The sequence below is a fragment of the Chitinophaga rhizophila genome (assembly GCF_019492185.1).
Lineage (GTDB): Bacteria > Bacteroidota > Bacteroidia > Chitinophagales > Chitinophagaceae > Chitinophaga > Chitinophaga rhizophila.
The window spans coordinates 1,289,917-1,312,963 of sequence record NZ_JAICCF010000003.1 but is presented as its reverse complement, the minus strand read 5'-3'; the positions used below and the strand labels follow the sequence as shown (position 1 = coordinate 1,312,963).

General features: G+C 45.0%; 21 protein-coding genes. 14 read left to right on the top strand and 7 right to left on the bottom strand.

Annotated elements, in window-relative coordinates; translation table 11 throughout:
• The first annotated feature begins 293 nt into the window (after positions 1-293).
• Positions 294-833 (top strand): hypothetical protein, encoded by a 540-nt coding sequence (locus K1Y79_RS19955; protein ID WP_220251920.1) that lies wholly within the window; start codon positions 294-296, stop codon positions 831-833.
• 59 nt (positions 834-892) lie between these two features.
• Here the strand turns inward: K1Y79_RS19955 and K1Y79_RS19950 are convergent, their stop codons facing one another.
• From K1Y79_RS19950 to porX, 4 genes are all read right to left on the bottom strand, one after another.
• Positions 893-1,255, bottom strand: a complete 363-nt coding sequence (locus K1Y79_RS19950) for a hypothetical protein (RefSeq protein ID WP_220251919.1) — start codon at positions 1,253-1,255, stop codon at positions 893-895.
• A 179-nt stretch (positions 1,256-1,434) separates the two neighbouring features.
• Positions 1,435-2,199, bottom strand: coding sequence for an MBL fold metallo-hydrolase (locus K1Y79_RS19945; RefSeq protein ID WP_220251918.1), 765 nt, complete (start codon positions 2,197-2,199; stop codon positions 1,435-1,437).
• A complete protein-coding gene (locus tag K1Y79_RS19940; RefSeq protein WP_220251917.1) occupies positions 2,196-2,531 on the bottom strand; it encodes a hypothetical protein in 336 nt (111 codons plus the stop codon). Before K1Y79_RS19940 ends, K1Y79_RS19945 begins: the two co-directional genes overlap by 4 nt.
• A gap of 31 nt (positions 2,532-2,562) precedes the next feature.
• On the bottom strand, positions 2,563-4,116 hold the full coding sequence (gene porX, locus K1Y79_RS19935; RefSeq protein WP_220251916.1) for a T9SS response regulator signal transducer PorX: 1,554 nt from the start codon (positions 4,114-4,116) through the stop codon (positions 2,563-2,565).
• Positions 4,117-4,410: 294 nt separating this feature from the next.
• On the opposite strand from porX, the gene K1Y79_RS19930 reads away from it, so the two are divergent.
• The 11 genes from K1Y79_RS19930 to K1Y79_RS19880 all read left to right on the top strand — a co-directional run bounded on the left by K1Y79_RS19930 (position 4,411) and on the right by K1Y79_RS19880 (position 15,715).
• Positions 4,411-5,637: an HD domain-containing protein gene (locus K1Y79_RS19930; protein WP_220251915.1), complete on the top strand. Its 1,227-nt coding sequence runs from the start codon at positions 4,411-4,413 to the stop codon at positions 5,635-5,637.
• Between the two features lie 98 nt (positions 5,638-5,735).
• The gene (lpxD, locus tag K1Y79_RS19925) at positions 5,736-6,785 is read left to right on the top strand and encodes a UDP-3-O-(3-hydroxymyristoyl)glucosamine N-acyltransferase (RefSeq protein ID WP_220251914.1); all 1,050 of its coding nucleotides are present in this window, start codon (positions 5,736-5,738) and stop codon (positions 6,783-6,785) included.
• Between the two features lie 34 nt (positions 6,786-6,819).
• Positions 6,820-8,235 carry a bifunctional UDP-3-O-[3-hydroxymyristoyl] N-acetylglucosamine deacetylase/3-hydroxyacyl-ACP dehydratase gene (locus K1Y79_RS19920; protein WP_220251913.1) on the top strand — a complete coding sequence of 472 codons (1,416 nt, stop codon included), beginning with the start codon at positions 6,820-6,822 and terminating at the stop codon, positions 8,233-8,235.
• Positions 8,236-8,244: 9 nt separating this feature from the next.
• Positions 8,245-9,039, top strand: coding sequence for an acyl-ACP--UDP-N-acetylglucosamine O-acyltransferase (lpxA, locus tag K1Y79_RS19915; RefSeq protein WP_220251912.1), 795 nt, complete (start codon positions 8,245-8,247; stop codon positions 9,037-9,039).
• The gene (locus K1Y79_RS19910) at positions 9,036-9,653 is read left to right on the top strand and encodes an ABC transporter ATP-binding protein (RefSeq protein ID WP_220251911.1); all 618 of its coding nucleotides are present in this window, start codon (positions 9,036-9,038) and stop codon (positions 9,651-9,653) included. Before lpxA ends, K1Y79_RS19910 begins: the two co-directional genes overlap by 4 nt.
• 78 nt (positions 9,654-9,731) lie before the next feature.
• A complete protein-coding gene (locus K1Y79_RS19905; protein ID WP_220251910.1) occupies positions 9,732-11,033 on the top strand; it encodes an MFS transporter in 1,302 nt (433 codons plus the stop codon).
• Positions 11,034-11,068: 35 nt separating this feature from the next.
• Positions 11,069-11,908 carry an MBL fold metallo-hydrolase gene (locus K1Y79_RS19900; RefSeq protein ID WP_220251909.1) on the top strand — a complete coding sequence of 280 codons (840 nt, stop codon included), beginning with the start codon at positions 11,069-11,071 and terminating at the stop codon, positions 11,906-11,908.
• A gap of 103 nt (positions 11,909-12,011) precedes the next feature.
• The gene (locus tag K1Y79_RS19895; protein WP_236059707.1) at positions 12,012-12,362 is read left to right on the top strand and encodes a co-chaperone GroES; all 351 of its coding nucleotides are present in this window, start codon (positions 12,012-12,014) and stop codon (positions 12,360-12,362) included.
• Positions 12,363-12,501: 139 nt separating this feature from the next.
• Positions 12,502-14,064 carry a helicase HerA-like domain-containing protein gene (locus tag K1Y79_RS19890; protein ID WP_220251907.1) on the top strand — a complete coding sequence of 521 codons (1,563 nt, stop codon included), beginning with the start codon at positions 12,502-12,504 and terminating at the stop codon, positions 14,062-14,064.
• Between the two features lie 53 nt (positions 14,065-14,117).
• Entirely contained in the window at positions 14,118-14,519 is a 402-nt protein-coding gene (locus K1Y79_RS19885; protein WP_220251906.1) for a DUF1573 domain-containing protein, read from the top strand.
• A gap of 149 nt (positions 14,520-14,668) precedes the next feature.
• Positions 14,669-15,715, top strand: a complete 1,047-nt coding sequence (locus K1Y79_RS19880; protein WP_220251905.1) for a Gfo/Idh/MocA family oxidoreductase — start codon at positions 14,669-14,671, stop codon at positions 15,713-15,715.
• A gap of 104 nt (positions 15,716-15,819) precedes the next feature.
• On the opposite strand, the gene K1Y79_RS19875 is transcribed toward K1Y79_RS19880, so the two are convergent.
• Together K1Y79_RS19875 and K1Y79_RS19870 are read right to left on the bottom strand one after the other, a co-directional pair.
• Positions 15,820-17,727: a RecQ family ATP-dependent DNA helicase gene (locus K1Y79_RS19875; RefSeq protein ID WP_220251904.1), complete on the bottom strand. Its 1,908-nt coding sequence runs from the start codon at positions 17,725-17,727 to the stop codon at positions 15,820-15,822.
• Between the two features lie 52 nt (positions 17,728-17,779).
• Complete coding sequence (locus K1Y79_RS19870) at positions 17,780-19,855, bottom strand: heavy metal translocating P-type ATPase (RefSeq protein ID WP_236059706.1); 2,076 nt, start codon at positions 19,853-19,855, stop codon at positions 17,780-17,782.
• Between the two features lie 224 nt (positions 19,856-20,079).
• On the opposite strand from K1Y79_RS19870, the gene tsaE reads away from it, so the two are divergent.
• On the top strand, positions 20,080-20,502 hold the full coding sequence (tsaE, locus tag K1Y79_RS19865) for a tRNA (adenosine(37)-N6)-threonylcarbamoyltransferase complex ATPase subunit type 1 TsaE (protein ID WP_220251902.1): 423 nt from the start codon (positions 20,080-20,082) through the stop codon (positions 20,500-20,502).
• Between the two features lie 67 nt (positions 20,503-20,569).
• The gene (locus tag K1Y79_RS19860) at positions 20,570-21,787 is read left to right on the top strand and encodes an alanine dehydrogenase (RefSeq protein ID WP_220251901.1); all 1,218 of its coding nucleotides are present in this window, start codon (positions 20,570-20,572) and stop codon (positions 21,785-21,787) included.
• On the opposite strand, the gene K1Y79_RS19855 is transcribed toward K1Y79_RS19860, so the two are convergent.
• On the bottom strand, positions 21,784-22,989 hold the full coding sequence (locus tag K1Y79_RS19855; RefSeq protein ID WP_220251900.1) for a PorT family protein: 1,206 nt from the start codon (positions 22,987-22,989) through the stop codon (positions 21,784-21,786). The two genes, K1Y79_RS19860 and K1Y79_RS19855, sit on opposite strands and share 4 nt — an antisense overlap.
• Between the last annotated feature and the right edge of the window lie 58 nt (positions 22,990-23,047).

Sequence of the window (23,047 nt, the reverse complement as noted above, 5' to 3'; positions counted from 1 at the left end):
ATAATTGCCCTTATTCATAGATGCGTTTATAGCCATGCCCCTCAGCCAGTTGAATGCCATTCGTCAGATAAGTTGCTGCCACCAGCATTTACGATATCCCCGGCAAAAATGATCCTACTGTATTCGGCCTGTACTTCATACTTTCCTTTCACCATCAGTACATATAAAGGGCACTTAAATATCCTGGGGATATTGAAGTACCCTTTATATGACCTTAAAATGAACGGTCAGTACAAATACCATAGCAGTACCAAACCATAACTTTATGGAAGTAAACGCAACAATTAATCTATATGGCTATTGTAAAAGATAACGTTCTCCTGCAACTGGTGCGGGGTTCCATCGGCAGACTTGTCACCGTTTATGAAAGAAACGGACAGATTATTATGGCAAAAAAGCGTGGTCCTTCCAATAAAAAGCCTACAGCTAAGCAATTGGAAGCCAGGCAAAAAATGGCCGTCGCGGCAGCATATGCCCAGCAATTACTAAATGACCCGGAGATAAAGGCTTACTACGCCTCGCTGGCAGGACCAGGACAAAATGCCTATAACATGGCGGTGAAAGATGCTTATCATTCACCTGAAATCCAGCATATAAAATTAGAAGAAGAACAGATAGTTGTAACTGCCAGGGATGAGTTTCGGGTAGCAGAAGTAAATGTACAGGTGATGGATGCAGCTGGTATAGTAGCAGCGTGTGGTTCTGCCGTCATTAGCAGAAACGGGGTGGACTGGTACTATAAAATAACCTCCTTACCTGCCGGAGGCAAGGTCGTTATTACAGCGGTAGATTTGCCCGGGAGAGAAACAGTCAGGGAATTGTTGCTTATTTAGCCAATCTTGTGACTCTGCTACTTATCTACAGCCAGAAAAAATATGGCCTTGTGAACCGGTTAGTTGCCGGTAATGAGAATAGTATGATATGACAGCGGACCGCAGTCTGCCATGTCGCAGATTACAACCGGCTCCAGCTGTATGATATTGAAAGTAAACTCCTCTCCGATGGCCAGGTTGTTTCTGTTCACAATACCAACGCCGATGATGTTCTCATAACGCTGTTGATCATGGCAATTGGTCCATGCGGCTCCGATCGGTTTGTTCAATACCTGCACAACAGAAGTAGCACAGGAGGAATAAACTATTTTACCACGCAACCCTCTCTGAAGGGTCATTTTCTCTTCCACATCGTTTTTACTACAGCCGGAACTGGCTGTTAGCAGTAAGGTAATGAACGTGATAACAATTGATGGCTTCATAATAATAGGGATATTAAATACCGTTTTGGTGAATACGTTTACGTCCTTTCTGCGATGCAGATATGTTTATCTTATTTTCACGGGCATGGCATAACAGGAACAGACCTGCTACAGACAATGAAACAGATAGAGATCGCATAAAAAGGATTTCCAGTAAAACGGTGGTGAGCTGTTGAAAGTTACAATATCACTTCCAGGCCATCATATGCCAGTGCCATACCATGTGGCAATTCTGCTGATACGTCTTGATGTAATCCCAGCTGGTGGCTGATGTGGGTAAAATATACCTGCGGGATAGCCAGTTCTTTGGCAATGGCAATGCCTTCATCCAGCGTAAAATGTGAGATGTGTTTCTCTCTTCTGAGGGTGTTCAGTACCAGCACTTTTGATCCGAGGATCTTCTTTTTCTCTTCTTCTGCTATAAAGTTAGCGTCAGTGATGTAGGTAAAATCATTAAAACGGAAGCCCATCACCGGCATCTGATGATGCATAACATTGATCGGAACGATCTCCAGGCCATTTACCATAAAGGGCGAGTTACCAATTTCGCGCAGGTTCAGTTCCGGAATGCCGGGATATTTCTGTTCAGCAAAAGCGTAGGAAAACTCATTACGGATAATCTGCTGTGAGAAGGGAGTTGCATAGATATCGATAGCGCGCTGCTGAAAATAGTTAAAGGCACGGATATCATCCATGCCGGCAATATGATCTTTATGTGAATGTGTGATAAGCACAGCTTCCAGGTGTTTTACACCTGCTCTTAGCATCTGGTAACGAAAATCAGGAGTAGTATCTACCACGATGTTACCTGCGGGCGTATCACTGATCAGGATGCTGCTGCGCAAGCGCTTATCTTTTGAGTTGGAAGACGTACATACCTGGCAGTCACAGGCTATAACAGGCACGCCCTGCGATGTACCTGTGCCTAAAAAGGTTACTTTCAATTTTCTGAAGGTTGTTCGGGTGAAGGTGTGTTTTCGTCGGTGTTGCTGGCCGTAGCATCCTGAGTGCTCTTATTTTCCAGAATCTGCTTGTACAGTTTAAGCGATTCGGGAGAGAGCAGGGTATCGTCCAGTCCCATGGAAGCGAGAATATCCAGCAGGGTATTGATACGTCCTTCCAGGTTCAGGAACTTGTTGATAACAACCACCTTCTTATGTTCAAGTACGCAATAGCCGGAGTTAAACGTTCCTTTCTCGAAACGCAACTCATACTTAGCCTCTCCAAATATCTTTTCGAGGCGGGTCAGGTTATTGGGTGTGACTTTAAAGTTCATTCAGCAAAAATAAGGAAAAAGCCCGGAGTGCCTACTTACTCACCAGCCTGGCAACGGGCACAATCACTTCTTCAAGTGAAATACCACCGTGCTGGAACGTATTCCGGTAAAAGTTTACGAAGTAGTTATAATTGTTAGGATAACACAGGTAACCGTCTTCTTTGGCAAATATGTAGGACGAATTAACGTTAGGCCTTGGCAGTCCTGCCTCTTTAGGATCGCGGAAAGCCAGCACTTCCTTCGCATCATAGTTCAGATTACGGCCATGTTTATACCTGAGATTCGTGGTAGTCTGCTTATCGCCTATTACCTTAATTGGCGTTTTTACCCGCACATTACCATGGTCGGTAGCCACAATCAGGTTTATCTTTTTGTCTGCCAGTTTACGCAGTGCCTGGTGTAGCGGCGAATGTTCAAACCAGCTGGCGGTGATGGAACGGTAAGACATTTCATCTGCAGCCAGTTCTTTGAGCACTTCCATTTCCGTACGGGCATGACTCAGCATATCCACGAAGTTATATACAATGACGTTCAGCGGATAGGCCATCAGATTATGGATATTATTGACAAGATGTTGCCCGTCATTGTGGGTGGTCACCTTTGTGTAGGAGAAGCGTGCATCCATTTTCAGGCGGCGCAGCTGATCGGCAAAGAAGACCTCTTCATATAAGTTTTTACCGCCTTCTTCATCATCATTCTTCCACTCCTGCGGAAACCGGCTTTCGATATCCACAGGAAGTAACCCAGCGAAGATCGCATTACGGCTATACTGTGTAGAGGTCGGCAGGATGCTGTAAAATGTATCTTCCTGTACCAACCGGAACGACTCCAGGAAGATGGGAAGTATTGCCTTCCACTGGTCCAGGCGAAGATTATCAATGATAATAACAAAGTTAGGCGCTTCGCTATCCAGTGCGGGTACAATCTTTTCTTTGAATAAAGTATGAGACATCACCGGGGCATCCTTTGACTTGGGATTGACCCAGCTGGCGTAGTTGCGGCTGATGAATTTGGCAAATTCGGTATTTGCCTCTGCCTTTTGTGTATTGAGTACTTCCAGCATCTCGGGACTATTGGTTTTTCCCATTTCCATTTCCCAATACACCAGCTTCTTGTAAATATCCATCCATTCGTTATAGTCAGGATTGGAATTTAGGGCCATAAACAGGCTGCGGAACTCCTGCTGATAAGCGATAGTCGTCTTTTCAGCAACGAGGCGCTTGTTGTCAATGATTTTCTTGAGTGAGAGTAATACCTGGTTAGGATTTACCGGTTTAATCAGATAGTCTGTGATCTGTGAACCGATTGCTTCATCCATTACGTTCTCTGCTTCATTCTTGGTGATCATTACTACAGGAATCTGCTGATCTATCTCTTTGATTTTACCCAATGTTTCCAGACCAGTTATACCCGGCATAGATTCATCCAGCAGTACCACATCCACCACCTGATCTTTAAGAAACTCAAGCGCATCATACCCATTGGTAAGAGCTGATACTTTATAGCCCTTTGTTTCCAGGAACATGATCTGGGATTTCAGTGATTCTATTTCATCATCTACCCAAAGTATATTTATTTGACTCATTCAAGTAATGTGTTTATAGTTAAGCAAGATTAGTTTGCACAGACAACTATTGTACTCAAGGTACCATTTCATTTTGTCAAAAACCATTCCTGCTGCGGCTGACGCACACAATAAATTGTTAAAAAACAACATGTTCTGTCAGCTATCACTAAATATTAATAATTTCGATTATAAAATTACTGAAAATAGAGGGGAAGATAGGGGAAAGTGTCTCCTTGTGCGTCTATACATTAGAAAAAGTTACAGATAATAATTCCTTAACGTAGCTTTGTCTGAGCTAAAGGAGAACGGTAAATGGCAGAACGCAAGCGTAAAATTGTCAACGATCCGGTATATGGTTTCATTACGATTGACCATCCGTTGATCTTTAAATTGATTTCCCATCCTTACTATCAGCGTTTGCGCAGGATCCATCAGATGGCGCTGGCACATCTGGTTTATCCTGGTGCAATGCATACCCGCTTCCATCATAGTATGGGGGCATATCATCTGATGAGCTGTGCGCTTTCCGAGTTGAAAGGGAAAGGAGTTGATATTAGTGAGGAGGAAGAGCTTGCCGCAAAGATGGCCATACTTTTGCATGACATTGGCCATGGGCCATACTCTCATGCATTGGAAAACGGCATAATAGAGGGCGTCTCTCACGAGAAGATCAGTCAGTGGCTGATGGAGGAGTTGAATAAGGAGATGGATGGGGCCCTGACATTAACAATCGAGATCTTTAACGGGCGTTATCATAAAACGTTTTTACACCAGCTGGTATCGAGTCAGCTGGATGTGGACAGGATGGATTACCTGAACAGGGACAGCTTTTATACGGGTGTTTCTGAGGGGGTAATTGGCTATGACAGGATCATAAAAATGCTGACTGTACATCGTGACGAGCTCATGGTGGAAGAGAAAGGGATCTATTCAATTGAGAAATTTATAGTTGCGCGACGGCTGATGTACTGGCAGGTGTATTTGCATAAGACAGTACTGAGTGCCGAGAATCTGCTGGTTAAAATATTGCGCAGGGCCAAAGAACTGGCTTTACGTGGAGAATCAGTTTATGCGTCTCCTGCACTGCAATATTTTCTATACCACCCTATTACTGCCGCCAACTTTGAACAGGAGCCAGCTTGCCTGCAACAGTTCTGCCTGCTGGATGACTATGACATTATGGGAGCCATTAAGGTATGGACGCAGCATCCTGATAAAATACTCTCACTATTATGCAACTGGCTCATTGACAGGAAGTTATTTAAGTGTATTCTGAATAGTGAAGCTTTTGACGTGGGAGTTATCAATTTATTGAAACAGCAGGTACAGAAGGAATATGGCTTTAGCGGAACCGACCTGGACTACTTCGTATTCACGGGTACAGCGTGTCTCAGCGCTTATAACATGAATAACGAGAAGATTAATATTCTCTTTAAAGACGGGACTGTAAAGGACATTTCGTCTATTGATAATGCCCTGGTTAGTCATACTCTGGCTATACCCGTAAAAAAATTCTACATTTGTCATCCAAAAATCTGATGAATGGCTAATTATCAATTAAGATTAACAAAAATACGATAGGAGGAATAGTGGTTTGATAACTGGTCAGATTCGGATAACATCATTAATTAATAACTATGCAGTTTAGCGCATTACAATTGGCTACCATGTTGGATGGTAAGCTGGAAGGCAACCCGGACGTAAAAGTGAGCAACATCGCCAAGATTGAAGAGGCGGGGGAAGGAATGCTCAGCTTTATCGCCAATCCCAAGTATGAAGAGTTTATTTATACGACTAATGCCTCCATACTGATAGTGAATGAGAGCCTTGTAACGGAAAAACCTGTTAAATCAACGCTTATCAGGGTTAAAGATGCCTATAGTGCCTTTGCCCTCCTTTTAGAGAAATATAAACAGATCATGGGTAACAAGACGGGTATTCAACAACCGTCTCATATTCCTGCGTCTGTTAAGACCGGACAGAATGTCTTTATCGGCGCTTTTGCCTACCTGGGCGAAAATGTTGTACTGGGCAACAACGTAAAGATATACCCGGGCGTATACCTTGGAGACAATGTAATTGTGAAGGACGATACGGTTATCTTCCCTGGGGTGAAAGTATATGAGAACTGTGTGCTGGGCAGCCGTGTTATTCTGCATGCAGGTTGTGTGATCGGGGGAGACGGTTTTGGCTTTGCGCCTCAGCCGGATGGCACCTACAAGAAAGTACCACAGATCGGGAATGTAATCATTCATGATGATGTTGAGATTGGTGCAAATACAACGATAGACCGCGCTACGATGGGTTCTACTATCATCCGCCAGGGTGTAAAGCTGGACAACCTTATTCAGATTGCGCATAATGTTGATGTAGATACTAATACGGTGATTGCCGCGCAGACAGGCATTTCCGGCAGCACTAAAATTGGTAAGAACTGTGTGATTGGCGGTCAGGTTGGTCTGGTTGGACACATCCAGCTGGCTGACGGTACCAAGATCAATGCACAGAGTGGCCTGTCCAAATCTATAGCAGAACCGAATACCGCCCTGATGGGATCCCCGGCTTTTGATTATAAAAGTTCGTTAAAAAGTCAGGCAATTTTTAGAAATTTGCCCGACCTGGAAAAGCGTGTGAAGGAATTGGAAGATATGGTAAAACAACTGCTTTCCGTGCGGGAAGGTGTTTGATGATTTAAGTCAGGATAAACAGTTATAACTAAATATGGATAATCAACAGTCGTCTAACCAACACACGATAAAAGCCCCAGTTACAATATCGGGTGTTGGTTTACACACAGGAGCGCATGTAAATATGACCCTGAAGCCGGCTAACCCCGGTTATGGCATTAAATTTCAACGTGTAGACCTGCCGGCACAACCAGTAGTAAAAGCCGATGTGGATTACGTAGTAGATACTTCACGCAGCACTACCCTTGAGCACAACGGCGCCCGCGTTAGTACTATTGAGCATATCATGGCTGCCCTCGTTGGCACCGGCGTCGATAACGTACACATTGAGATCGATGGTCCTGAAATTCCTATTATGGATGGTAGCTCCTACCCTTTTATCCAGAAAATAGAAGAAGCAGGTATTGCTGAACAGGATGCGAAAAAAGTATGGTATACTATTGATACCAACATCAGCTTCTACGATGATAAGAAGAACGTAGAGATGGTAGCATTGCCAGCTGTAGATTATCGCATCACCTGCATGATCGATTTCAACTCTCCTATATTAGGTACTCAGCATGCCAATCTCAACAGCCTGCAGGACTTCAAAAAAGAAGTAGCGCCTTGTCGCACTTTCGTATTCCTGCACGAACTGGAATACCTGATTTCAAATAATCTGATCAAAGGTGGCGATATCAATAATGCGATTGTAATTGTTGATAAACCGGTTAGCGAAGAACAGCTGGCACACCTGGCTAAGGTATTTGAGCGTGAGAACATCAGCGTAGAGCAAAGAGAAGGCATCCTCAACAATATTCAGCTTCATTTTCCTAACGAGCCGGCACGTCATAAACTGCTGGATATCGTAGGAGATCTGGCGCTGGTAGGCGTTCCTATCAAGGCACATATTATCGCAAACCGTCCGGGACATGCGTCTAATGTGGAGTTTGCGCGTAAGATCAAACAGTACATTAAGAAGAACAAGCATACTAAAGATGTGCCTGTTTACGATCCTAATAAACCGGCTATCTTCGACGTCCCTCGTATTGAAAGAACCCTGCCGCACCGTTATCCGATGCTGCTGGTGGACAAGATTATCGATCTTAACGATACACAGGTAGTAGGGATTAAGAATGTTACTTTCAACGAACATTTCTTTCAGGGACACTTCCCAAGCAATCCGGTAATGCCGGGCGTATTGCAGGTAGAAGCACTGGCACAATGCGGAGGCATTCTTGCACTCAGTACTGTTCCGGATCCTCATAACTATGATACCTACTTTATCAAGATCGACAACTGTAAGTTCAAGCAAAAAGTATTTCCAGGAGACACCATGATCCTGAAGATGGAATTGCTGAGCCCCATCAGAAGAGGTATAGTGGAAATGCGAGGAACCGTATTTGTAGGGAATAAGGTAGTGACAGAAGGAGACCTGACCGCTCAAATCATTAAAACAAGAGAAAGCTAAATAATAGCAATGATCCATCCGCTTACTTACATTCACCCGGACGCTAAGGTAGCGCCAAACGTAAAAATTGATCCATTCACCGTGATTCACAAAAATGTTGAAATCGGTGAAGGCACCTGGATCGGTTCAAACGTAACTATCATGGAAGGCGCCAGGATCGGCAAAAACTGCCGCATCTTCCCGGGGTCTGTAATATCCGCTATCCCGCAAGACCTCAAATTTGCAGGCGAGGAAACCACAACAGAAATAGGAGACAACACCACCATCAGAGAGTATGTAACTATCAACCGCGGTACGAAGGACAAATGGAAAACTGTGATTGGCAACAACTGCCTGATCATGGCCTATAGCCATATTGCCCATGACTGTGAGGTAGGTAACAGCTGCGTATTTTCCAACAACACCACCCTTGCGGGTCATATCACTGTAGGCGACCATGTGGTACTGGCAGGTATGGTTGCAGTACAGCAGTTCTGTAAAATTGGCGACCACGCTTTTGTTACAGGCGGCTCCCTGGTAAGAAAAGACGTTCCTCCATATGTAAAAGCAGCGCGTGAACCGTTGTCTTACGTTGGTGTGAACTCTATCGGTCTTAAAAGAAGAGGTTTCTCCCTTGATAAGATCAACCACATACTGGATATATACCGTGTGATATTCGTGAAAGGGTACAATTTGTCTAAAGCGATAAGTATCATAGAAGCAGAATATCCAGCCACTGATGAAAGAGATGAAATACTCTCCTTTATCCGTGAATCCGGACGGGGCATTATGAAAGGTTATACGTCACTAGCAGGCGACGAATGAAAATAACGCTCGACCAGACAGGCAAACGCTTTAACTACGACTGGATATTCCGTCGGGTGTCTGCCACCTTTGAGCAAGGTGGGCGATATGCCATACTGGGTCCCAACGGTTCGGGAAAATCTACTTTATTACAGGTTATAAGCGGGCACCTTCAACAGAATGAAGGTACCGTTACCTATAGCACTCCGGAAAAACTGCTCGGTAATGATCAGTTTTTCCGGCATTGTGCCATTGCTGCACCCTATCTGGAACTTGTGGAAGAGTTTACACTTGCAGAAAGCCTGCAATTCCACCTGCAGTTCAAAAACTTCCTTCCTGCTATCACACCCACTGAAGCAGTAGCTATTGTAGGCCTGGAGAAATCCATGCATAAACAGATCCGCAACTTCTCATCCGGCATGAAACAACGCCTTAAACTGGCGCTTACTATCTTTTCTGATGTACCCGTGCTGCTGCTGGATGAACCATGTACTAATCTGGATGCCGCAGGTATCCGCCTCTATCAGCAACTTATTACTGACTATAGCGGAGATCGCCTGATCATCGTTAGTTCTAATGATGAACAGGAATATTTTATGTGTCCTGACCATCTCCGGATACAGGATTACAAATAACCTCCTCCCGTACAGTGCACTAATAGTCACTGCCGACGTCAGTTTCCTTATATTTGATCACTAACTTACTTACTCAATATGCAAACTGCCAGTAAAAAGGTTATCAATGGCTGGGCAATGTATGACTGGGCAAACTCAGTGTACAACCTGGTAATTACTACCACCTTCTTCCCTATCTACTTTACGAAAGCAACTCAGTCAGCAGAACACGGCAATAATGTCTCCTTCTTCGGTAAATTCTTTGTTAATTCCGCCTTGTATGACTATGCCATGGCAGCTGCTTTTATATTAGCAGCACTGCTCTCACCGATACTCTCTTCCATTGCCGATACCAGAGGTAATAAGAAACGATACCTGATGCTGTTTACCTGGCTGGGAGGCCTGAGCTGCTGCGCGCTGTTTAACTTCAAAGGTCCGGAGCCGAATGTAGAATACGGTGTTATCTTCTTTATCCTGGCTACATTAGGCTATTGCGGCGGACTGGTATTTTATAATTCCTACCTCCCGGAAATTGCTGCCGTTGAAGACCGTGACCGTATTAGTGCCAAAGGTTTCGCAATGGGGTATATCGGTAGTGTGATTCTTCAGCTGATAGGCTTTGTATTAGTTGTATTCCTGCCTTTGGGCATTGACGACGGGCAGGCTGTACGTATTACCTTCCTGCTGGTGGGCTTGTGGTGGATAGGGTTTTCCCAGATTACCTTCCTACGCCTGCCTGCATCCAGAGGCAGTGTTACACAACACAGCGCCAGCGCATTAACAGAAGGTTTCCGGGAGATCAAAAAGGTATATGCCCAGGTAAAGGCGCTGCCTGTACTGAAACGCTTCCTACGTGGTTTTTTCTTCTACAGCATGGGCGTACAGACAGTGATGATGGCAGCCACCATATTTGGCAGTCAGGAACTGGGCCTACCATCAGACAAACTGATTGCTTCTGTTGTAGCAATTCAGCTGGTCGCTGTACTTGGTGCATGGGCAATGGCAAAACTCTCGGGAAAATATGGCAACCTGCCAGTACTGATGATCGTTATCATCCTATGGATAGCGATCTGTTTGGCTGGTTACCGTATGCAGACAGATATGCACTTCTATATGCTTGCTGTAGCTGTTGGACTCGTAATGGGAGGAGTACAATCCCTCAGCCGTTCTACATACGCTAAACTAATGCCTGATACTGAAGATACTGCCTCCTTCTTCAGCTATTATGATGTACTCGAAAAGCTGTCAGTTGCCTTCGGACTGATTACCTTCGGATATATCCATGAACTGACAGGTAGTATGCGGAACTCCGTACTGGCACTTGTATTGTTCTTTGTGATTGGCCTCATCTGGCTATACTCCGCACAGAAGATCCAAAAAAGCGCTACCGTAAAAAGCTGAAATTCCCGAACTTCAGCAGGCAAACTGACAACACAATGAATTTATACACAATAGATACAGGACATTTCAAACTGGACGGCGGCGCTATGTTTGGCGTAGTGCCAAAAAGCATCTGGAATAAGCTCAATCCTGCGGATGACAACAATATGTGCTCCTGGGCAATGCGTAGTCTGCTGATAGAAGATGGTAACCGGCTCATCCTTATTGACACTGGCATCGGTAATAAACAGGACGAAAAGTTCTTCAGTCATTACTACCTCCATGGCGACGCTTCCATTGATAAGTCCCTGGCAAAACATGGCTTCAGCCGTAATGATATCACTGACGTTTTCCTGACACATCTTCACTTTGACCATTGTGGGGGTTGTATAGAAAGAACAGGAGATAAACTGACGCCTGCCTTTAAAAATGCGGTATACTGGAGTAATGAAGAACACTGGAAGTGGGCTACCCAGCCAAACGAACGGGAAAAAGCCTCTTTCCTGAAAGATAATATACTGCCCATACAGGAAAGCGGGCAACTGAAATTCATTCCCCGGGAAGAAGGTATTCCTTTCAGCACAGACTTCAATATACGCTTCGTGCACGGGCATACTGATTCTATGATGCTGCCCCAGATCCAATACAAGGACAAAACCATCCTGTATATGGCAGATTTACTACCCAGTATCGGACATCTTCCCATTCCTTATGTGATGGCATACGATATGTTCCCGCTCACCACTCTCCAGGAAAAAAAGACATTCCTGCAGGAGGCCCTGGAGAATAATTATATCCTGTTCTTTGAACATGATCCTGTAACAGAGTGTTGTACGGTGCAACAGACAGACAGAGGCATCAGGGTAGCTGATACTTTCCGGCTGGCTGATATATAAAACAATGCCATATTGGCATCGTGCGTCCCTGCTGCACGCAATTTGCAATACCTTTACAGAAGGTTATATTACCATGGCTATACATTTGACTCAAGACAATAAATTGAAGAAGCTAATAGTTGTAGGAGACCGCGTGCTGATCAAACTCAGTACGCAAAACGAACGTACCGACAGCGGCTTATATCTTCCTCCCGGCATGCAGGAAAAGGAGAAGGTTCAACAGGGATATGTGATAAAAACAGGCCCGGGATATGCGCTACCACTTCCGTCAGAAGAAGATGATGCATGGAAACCGGAAGAAGATAAAGTAAAATACATACCACTACAGGCGAAAGAAGGCGATCTTGCCATCTTCCTGCTTAGCGGATCCACCGAAGTATCCTACCAGGGAGAAAAATATTACATTGTTCCGCAGGGAGCTATACTCCTGCTGGAACGTGAAGAAGATCTGTAATTACAGGTAGTCTTTTAACTATTACGAATGCCAGGCGCGTATAAAGCATTACTTTACCGCACCAGGCATTCGTAATTTTTTTGCTGCTTACTGCTGTCCGAGGACGCTTTTCTTTAACTTCAGTGAAAATTTGTACCCCATGGCAACGAAGGAAGCATTCCTGGAATACATCCGCAATGGTTATTCCTTTAAAGGGGAACACATTAAACTGGGATGCGCCATACTGGATGGCGACGTTGTGACCGGTGCAGATGTGTTCTTACCGCTAAAAACATTGAACCGGCATGGTCTTATTGCCGGCGCTATCGGTACAGGTAAAACCAAAACCCTCCAGGTTATTGCAGAATCCCTGAGTGATGCAAGCGTACCGGTACTACTGATGGATATCAAAGGCGACCTGAGTGGCGTAGCTGCTGCCGGTGTCAGTAATACCAAAATTGAAGAACGTTATCAGAAAATAGGCGGCAGCTGGTCTCCCTCAGCTTATCCTGTAGAACTGCTTTCTCTGAGCAATGAAAAAGGCGCAAGGCTCCGTGCCACAGTCAGTGAATTTGGTCCTGTACTACTCTCCAAAATACTTGAGCTGAACGATACCCAGGAAGGCCTGGTAGCTATGATCTTCAAATACTGCGACGATAATAAACTACCTCTGCTAGACCTCAAAGATTTCAAGAAAATATTGCAGTACATCAGCAATGAAGGCAAGGCTGATATGGAGAAAGATTACGGTAAGATCTCTACTACCTCCGCAGGTACTATTCTGCGCAAAGTAATAGCCTTGGAACAACAGGGTGCTGACCGTTTCTTTGGAGAAACATCGTTTGAAGTGGATGACCTGATGCGTATCAGTGACGATGGCCGTGGTATAATCTCTATAGTAAGAGTAGCCGATATTCAGGATCGTCCGAAACTATTCTCTACATTCATGTTAAGCCTCCTGGCAGAATTATATGCTACTCTGCCGGAAGAGGGCGACCTGGAGAAGCCTAAACTGGTAATATTTATTGACGAAGCACATCTGATCTTCCAGGAAGCCAGTACCGCATTACTACAACAGATTGAAACAATCATTAAACTGATCCGTTCCAAAGGAGTAGGTATTTTCTTCTGTACACAAAATCCTATGGATATACCTCCCTCCGTACTGGGACAGCTGGGTATGAAGGTGCAACATGCATTACGTGCATTTACGGCAAATGACAGGAAAGCCATCAAACAGACAGCAGAAAACTATCCCTTATCCGATTTCTATCAAACAGATGAACTATTAACACAAATCGGCATAGGAGAGGCACTTTTTACCTGCCTGAATGAGAAAGGCCAGCCAACTCCACTCGCAGCCACAATGCTCGTATCACCTCGTTCCCGCATGGATGTCCTAACAGATGCAGAAGCTGATACTATTGTGAACAACTCGAAGCTTGTTAAGAAGTACAACAGGGAGATAGACAGTGAAAGCGCCTATGAAATATTGACAGCGAAGTTGGAGGAAGCTGCGGAAAAGTCAGCAGCAGCAAAAGAGGAAAAAGCTGCTCCTAAAGGAAGCCGGCAAAAACAGGAAAAAAGTGTGCTGGAAACTGTACTCACCAGTTCAGCTGCCAGGCAGGTAGGCCGTACTGCCGCCAACATCATCACACGCAGTCTGCTGGGAGCACTCGGACTCGGTGGTAAAAGCAGTAAAAAAAGCAGTAGCTGGTTCTGATCTCCGCCATATTTTTCTTATATTCAGATATCTATAACCCTCAAAAACATTGTATGAAGAAATTAGCTTTAACCCTATTTGCCAGCCTGTTTTTGTTATGCGCCCAGGCCCAGACAACCGCTAACACTACTACAGAACACCCGGTTGATGCCAAAGTAAAATTCAAGAAAGAAAACGTTGACTTCGGCGCTACCGCTTTTAACAAACCGGTTACTGTCAACTTTGAGTTCACTAATGTTGAAAAACAACCGGTATTGATTGAAAATGTACGCACCAGCTGCGGATGTACAGCCCCTACGTGGACAAAAGAACCCGTACTGCCCGGTAAAGCCGGCAAGATTACGACAACATATTCTGCTAACTCTGTTGGCCAGCAGAACAAAACCATATGGGTGAAAATAAAAGGTATTGATCAGGAGAAGGAGTTACACCTCACCGGTACAGTACAGAACTAAATAATAGACATACTGCATATTGCCTGGCATACGGTTTGGACCGTTTTGCCAGGCAATGTCATTTATGGATATAACTGGCTTACATTTTATTGATACCATTGCCCGATATTTACTATCTTATTGCCTTAACAGATCAAATAAAAGATTACATGGAAAAAATCATCAAAACCGGCATATGTGCATATGGCATGTCAGGTAACATTTTTCACGCACCTTTTATTCATGTACATCCCGGATTTGAATTTACTGCCGTAGTGGAAAGAAGTAAACACATGGCGCAGGAAAGATATCCTGATGTGAAAGTGTATAAGAGTGTAGAAGAAATGCTCCAGGATAAAAGCCTGGAACTGGTTATTGTTAACACACCTAACTATACACACTATGAATATGCAAAAGCTGCATTAAATGCGGGTAAGCATGTTATAGTGGAAAAGCCATTTACAGTAGCTTCTGCCGAAGGGCAGGAGCTCGTAGAACTAGCTAAGAGCAAAGGCTTACTAATAAGCGTATACCACAACAGACGCTTTGACAGCGATTTTAAAATCGTGAAGGAAGTTATTGCCAGCGGTGACCTGGGCGAGATACTGGAAGCCGAAATTCATTACGACAGGTTCAGAGAAGAACTAAGCTATAAGAAACATAAAGAAGCTGCGTTACCAGGTACCGGCGGACTGTATGACCTCGGCTCACATCTTGTAGATCAGGCATTACAGCTGTTTGGTATACCCAATGGTATATGGGCGGATATCCGTATCATAAGAAAAGATTCTGTAGTAGATGATTACTTTGAATTAGTATACTTCTATGACAACCTGCGCGTACGACTGAAAAGCAGTTATATTACCAGAGAGCCTATTCCTTCCTATCAATTCCATGGCCGGAAAGGTTCTTTCATCAAAACAAAAGCAGACACCCAAGAGACTATGTTGCAACAGGGACTGTTACCAGGTGCGCCAGGATGGGGTGTAGAAGGGATTCACGAGTGGGGCCTGATGCATACAGAAAAAGATGGAGAAGTAATCAGGAAATACCTGCCTTCGCCTAAAGGCAACTACCTCGAGTATTTTGACGAAATGTACAATGCATTGGCAAAAGGTGCGCCTGTACCAGTTGAACCGACCGACGCAGTAAACGTGATACGTGTTATTGAAGCTGCCTTTGAAAGCAGTAAATCAGGCGCGATAGTGAAGTTATAATTTACAGCAGGTATAATAAACAAAAGAGGGTGTATCACATTTAGCTGATATACCCTCTTTTCATTTAGTTACCTGGACGTTCCCTAATAGTAAAATACGGCGGCTTATTGTTTGAGATAGACTTTCCCATCTGCATCTCTCCCTGCTTTCTCTTCGTGTATCAGGAACTGCATCACCTCCAGCAAAGCATCTTCCTCTATAGCCGGCAACCTGTTACGCACTGTCAGCCAGTCCTCTGGTTGGTCAGCTAATTGTGCTATTAATTGTGTAGCAATACTCTCCCCTGTTTTAGCGCTCAGCGGTGTTTTCTTCTTTTCAATACATACATCGCAGGAGCCGCATGGCTGTGCATTCTTTTCACCAAAATATCTGACCAGTAACTGCGTACGACAGATATCCCTATTCTGCACATAATCCAGCATGGCATCCAGCCTGGCCTTATAGGCCTGCATACGAGCTTTAATCCTGCCGGCATCAATCCGGAGATGTTGCGCAGAGACACGTTCCTGCGAAAAACACAATTGTGGTTCTTCTTTACGCTGGCTGTATTTAATAATCCTTCGCTGATGCAATTGCTGCAACCATTCTGTTACCTGTAATTCAGGTTTCCGTAACAGGCGGGCCAGCTGCTTTTCATAAACAGGTACCGGCGTGTCAAAGATACCTTCATAGGTCCGCAATAATGTTTGTATAATCGGGTCAAATGCCGGCTGTATTTCAGTAAAGTCATACAGTGTTTGCTTACTGATAATAAACTCCACACGCGACGGCATAAACACGCTCTCACTTAACTGCAGAATCCCTTCCTGTTCCAGTATGCGCAGCGAGCTATAGGTAACAGTAATGTTCAGATTAAATTTGCGTACGAAGTCGTTGATGTCAAAATCATAGTAGATCCCTTCTGCACTGCCTACAGGCACCTGCAGGTAGTTGACCAGGCACTGGTAAACTTCCCTGATCTCTGTAGTTTCAGGAAATTGCAAGACAAGCGCCTTCAGCATTTCTTTCAGCTCCTGCTGCTGGTATAATAGTACTGCGTAAGCCTTTTGCTCATCCCTGCCCGCACGGCCAGCCTCTTGATAATATGCCTCTAATGCATCTGTTGCATCATAATGAATGACTACCCGCACATCTGGTTTATCAATACCCATACCGAAAGCATTGGTACAAGCCATTACTCTGATACGGTTATTGATCCAGAGCTCCTGACGGGCGGTACGCTCCTCTCCTGTCAGACCTGCATGGTAATAGGTAGCTGGTATACCCTGCTGCTCCAGCATATCCGCTATCTCCCGCGTGCGCTTCCGGTTACGGCAATATACAATGGCACTGCCGGAAACTCTTTGCAGTATGTGTGTGAGCTTTTCAGGTTTATTATCCTCTTCAATTACACTGTAGGAAAGATTAGCGCGGGTAAAGCTTTTGGTGAATACTGCCGCCTCCTGCAGCAACAGTTTGCTGCATATATCCCTTTGTACTTCCGGAGTCGCTGATGCTGTCAGCGCGAGTACGGGTACTGCCGGAAAATAATTACGGATAGCAGCTATCTCGAGATAGGCCGGACGGAAGTCATATCCCCATTGTGAGATACAGTGAGCTTCATCAATTGCCAGCAGATTGACCGGCATGCCGTCACAGTATTCCAGAAAGCGATTGCTCTGTAGCCGTTCAGGAGATACGTAGAGGAATTTATATTTACCCCTGCGCGCTTCTTCCAACAGGCGTTCCACGTCCTGGTAGTACATCCCGGCATAAATGGCGGCAGCAGGAATGTTACGCTTCTGAAGATTTGCTACCTGATCTTTCATCAGGGCGATGAGTGGTGTTACTACCAGACATAACCCCGGTTTCATCAGGGCAGGCACCTGGAAACAGATAGACTTACCGCCGCCCGTGGGCAATAATGCAAGCGTATCTTTACCACTGATGATGGCGCGGATAATATCTTCCTGTAAAGGACGAAATTGTGCGTACCCCCAATATTTCCTGAGTATGTCTGCTGGATCGGTCATATAAGTGCAGGTGTAAAAATAAAGAATTGCGCACATCTGCACGAAATGGTCATCAGATCACCTTTTTATAGCGCAATCTGACTGAATTTACAGCAAGGACAATGTCTGACAAGGCCATCACTCCTGCGCCGGTAATAGGGCTTAATACGCCCAAAGCAGCAAACGGGATGGCGATGATATTATAGATAAATGCCCAGAAGAGATTCTGTTGAATAGTCAGGTAAGTATGCTTGCCAAGTCCAAGTGCCAGCGGCAGAGAAGACAAACGGCTGTTCAACAGTATCACATTTGCACTCTGCATGGCTATATGCGTGGCGTCACTCAACGAGATACCAATACTTGCACGGGCAAGCGCTGGTGCATCATTGATACCATCTCCCACCATTGCTACAGGCGCATCATTCATTAATGCATCGATTTGTTGCAACTTCTGCTCTGGCGTCTGGCCGGCATACACTTCCTTAATACCTACCTCCGCAGCAAGTTCCCTGCATTTCCTTTCGGTATCCCCGCTAAGCAGCACGGTACGGATACCTCTTCGCTGTAACTGCTGGACCATCTGCGCTGCATCAGGTCTGATCTCATCTGTAAAATCAATCCAGCCTACCAGCTCTCCGTTCTTCAGCAGATATATGTTATGACTGTCATCTGTCGTGGCATGTTCTGCCATTGCAAATGACCCTAGTTGCCATTCATTTCCCAGGTTATCTTTAGCCTGCATACCACGGCCTTTGATCTCTCTGACCTGTAACAGGCCGGCCTCACCTTGCCCTTTCCATTGAGTGGAAAGCGAGCGGGCTATAGGGTGAGAAGAATACTTTTCCAGGCTGTATACTGTAGCTTTAAACGCCTGTTCGGTCATTCCGGTAAAATGGTATTGCCCGATCTTTAGTTTACCTGTTGTCAATGTACCGGTTTTATCCAGTACTACGTATTTGATATCCTTGAAAGCCTCAAGTGTATTAGCGCCTTTAATCAGAATCCCGTTTTTGGCAGCGCGGCCTAGTCCTACCATCACGGCTGCCGGTGTGGCTAATCCCATTGCACAGGGGCAGGCAATCACCAGCACGGCAATACCTTTCATAATAGCATTACCGGTAGTTACCTGGCCAAACAGCATCCATCCCAGGAAGGTGGCAAGGGCTATGCCCAATACCAGCGGCACAAATATGGCGCTGATGCGGTCAGCCAGCTTTTGCATATCAGGCTTACTGCCTTGCGCCTGTCTTACCAGGTCAATGATATATGATAATACGGTATCTTTTCCGGTGGCGGTGATAAACATCTTAATGCTGCCATCCTCCATGATGGTCCCGCCGATAGCTTTATCTTTTTCCTTTTTAGCTACCGGTGTACTCTCTCCTGTAATCATGGATTCATTAATATGGCCGTTGCCCCAATAGATAGTACCATCCATCGGTATTTTGTCGCCGGTATTGACAAGCACCTTATCCCCGGGTTTCAGTGTCTGGTTGTCTACGATGTTAATATGTTCATGATTGTCATGATCAGTAATTAACCTGGCAGTTGTTACCTGCATACGGGCCAGGTCGGCAATAGCGGTAGTAGTCTGCTTTACTGACCGCTCCTCCAGCAGGTTACCCAGGAATACAAGGGTAATGATGGCAGCTGCCGTTTCGTAAAACATATACTCATTCCCCAGGTGGAGTAATGTTCCTGTCAGGCTATATCCGTAAGCGGCGGTAGCGCCCAGGATGATCAATACGTCCATATTTGCCAGTCTGTTGACCAGTGATCTCCACGCGCTTCGCCCGAAATGCCATAATCCCACCAGATACACCGGCGTTGACAATACCAGCTGTATATAGGGATTATGCAGCCAGCTCCAGTGTACCCACATATGCAATAATAACGGGGCGGTGAATATGGCGCAAAAGATAAACTTAAAGGTCAGGCTATTCAAAAATGCCGTACGGGGCTGAGGCTGGTCAGGCAATACTACCTGGTAACCCATCTGGTTAATGCCGTTGAGTACTTCAGTGGCAGATGCATTGCCCTCCGGTAAAGAGAAACTTAACTCCTCAGTAGCGAAGCTGACATTTACATCCTGCATCCCTTTATTTTCAAGGTACTTTGACACCGATTGCGCGCAATTGGTGCAATGCATACCCCTAACTTTACAACTAATCGTTTCCATGATCTTCGGAAAATTATTAATATCAAAATACCATAACAAAGGTACCAAGCACTGATTTATGCGAATAAAATATTAATGCAACGCAGTATCGGCATACGGACTTATCATACAGAATATCAATTCGTTCGGGACACCGGCATTTTTAATGCAACCCGGTAGCAACCAATGACATAGTAATTAGCTAAATTTACTTCATGGAATGGATATTTTCTCAGGAAGAACTTCCTGCTACGGCGGAAAGCTTCTGGCAGCATTATAAGGAGCAACGCATATTTACCCTGGAAGGACCAATGGGTGCCGGCAAGACGACATTTGTTAAAGCGCTCTGCGCTGCCAGGGGGGTGGAAGACGCCACCGCCAGTCCTACCTTTTCCATCATCAATGAATATGCATTCACGGAAGACGGTCAGCAACACAGCATTTACCACCTGGACCTATACCGCCTGAAAGATGAAGAAGAAGCCATTGCTGCCGGCGTAGAAGATACCTTATACCGCGATCATGCTATCAGTTTCATAGAATGGCCTGACATCATCAGCGACCTGCTACCAACGGATACTGTCAGGCTGCAACTCTCTGTACTACCGGATAAAAAAAGGGTTTTACGCGCCGGATAAAGCTTTGAACAAATGATGTATCTTTGGATACTCGGAAAAAATCACCCGGACCAATCTTGATAATCATATGGAGCAAAGGCAAAAACCTGTTGTGAGTGCTGGCTTTACATATTCACCACTGGAAGAAACGCTGGATATTCCTCAAAAAAATTCCCGTTTATTCATAGGCATACCAAAAGAAACGTCCTTCCAGGAAAACCGTATTGCATTAACACCCGATGCTGTAAGTATCCTAGCCAGTAATGGGCACCATATTGTGGTTGAACATAAGGCAGGAGACGGCTCCCACTTCTATGATACCGATTTCTCAGAGGCAGGCGCTGAAATCCTCTATGATAAAAAAGAGGTATTCAAAGCAGAGATTATCATCAAATCTGCTCCACTGAATGACGAGGAAATAGAACTGCTGCACCCTCACCAGATCGTCATCTCTCCTATCCATCTCGCCGCACTCAAAATTGAGCAGGTACAGAAGATGATGGAAAAGAGAATCACTTTACTTTCATTCGAGAATCTGAAAGATGATGCTGGTACATACCCTATTGTACGCGCGATGAGTGAAATTGCAGGAGGGGCGGTAATGCTGCTTGCCGGCCAGTACCTCAGTAACAGTAACCGCGGCAAAGGCATCCTTCTGGGCGGTGTAACCGGCATTCCACCCACTAAGGTAGTGATTATAGGCGCTGGCATCGTAGGGGAATTTGCTGCCAGAACTGCAATGGCGCTGGGTGCTTCCGTAAAAGTATTCGACAACAATATCTACAAGCTGAAACGCCTGCAGAACAATATAGGCGTACGTATATTCACCTCTGTTATGCAACCTAAGGTGCTGGCAGAACAACTCCGTAACGCCGATGTAGCAGTCGGTGCATTATCCTCTCAGAGTGGCCGTACCCCGATCGTGGTTACCGAATCTATGGTCAGCAATATGAAGGCCGGCTCTGTAATCGTTGACGTAAGTATAGACCGTGGCGGCTGTTTTGAAACCTCAGAGATTACCAGCCACGAAAACCCTGTCTTCAAAAAATATGATGTTGTACACTACTGCGTGCCTAACATCCCTTCCGGGTTTGCCCGTACAGCATCAGAAGCAATCAGTAATGTACTGATGCCCCTGTTGCTGGAGGCTGCTGATGATGGCGGCTTCGAGAACCTGGTATGGATCAAGCGCGGCGTACGTAACGGCATTTACCTGTACAAAGGCGCGCTGACCAACTACCACCTCAGTGAAAAGTTCAAATTAAAGTATACTGACCTGGAACTGCTGCTGGCCGTTAAGGGCTAAAACCGCAGTTTAGCTACCACCTGAACATTGTTAAAGGTTGTCTTCCCGGAACTGTACGGCGAGAAACCATTACCATTGTTATACCTGATCTCCGCAGCCAGTCGGTAAATGTTCACACCGACGCCTGCTACTAATGACTGCTCATGTTTGCGCGGACCCACAATAGCAGTTCGCCACTCATTCGGCCTGTTCCAGTATGCGTAGTCATTCTCTGTTATTTTTATTACCATACCATTACCCATACCAACATTCAAATAAGGAGAAATGCCGGATTTGGTCGGATAGGTATACCTAAACATTGTGTTGAACTGGATATAACTAAAATTATATTTAAACTGATCGCCCGGCTGATTTGTAAAACTTGTCTTGGACTGTTTATAAAAGCCCTCTATTACAGCCGAAAAGTTGCGGGCAATTCTTCCGAAAGGAACATCTAACCATACACCTGCTATTGGCGTACTGTTTGACTTATGACGTCCTTTCTGCTCGTTAAACGCAATCCCGTCAAAAGTGTAGCTGTTAAATGCCATTCCTGCCATAAGACCAAAGGATATCGGATACCTGGTCCTCTTTTTTACATCCGGCACGGTTACTGTAGCAGGATCTTTCTGGCTATTATAAGCTACGAATAGCCTAGTCAGGCTCTTATCGTTGTAGCCTGAAAAAGACACCTTCTTTACGACCGATCTATTATCTGCAAACAGTTCCTCCAATTGCTGCTTATAACGTGCGTCAGTCACAATACCATCCCCACTCGGACGCTTCACATAAGCTTTAATCACTTCCAGTTCACGCGCAGGCACTTGTTGACCGTCATAAATAAAGTGCATCCTGGAATGCATATCTGCATACTCATAAAGGTTGTACGTACCGCCAACAATCTTCCTCAGAAAAACCAGCGTATCCTGTATGGTACGCTGCCATGCTTCCTGGTCGCCCGTAAGATCTTCTTTCGTAACATCTATACTGACCTTACGAGATACATATTCCATCTCCGGCTCTCCGATCACAAAACCACTGATATCTCCAGGGCCGAAATGCTGCTCTTTGGTGTCTGATAAACTTTCCTTGAAAATAATCTGCTTAGGTGCCTGATACCAGTCACGAAAATTGATAAAACCTTTCAATGAATCATTGGGTGCTTTAACGATCGTTACAGGCACATAATTACGCTGTGCAACGGCAGCTAAGGCCGTGAACATACAGCATAGATAAAGGGAAATACGTTTCATAAATACTAAGAAATTGTCCTTTCACGGA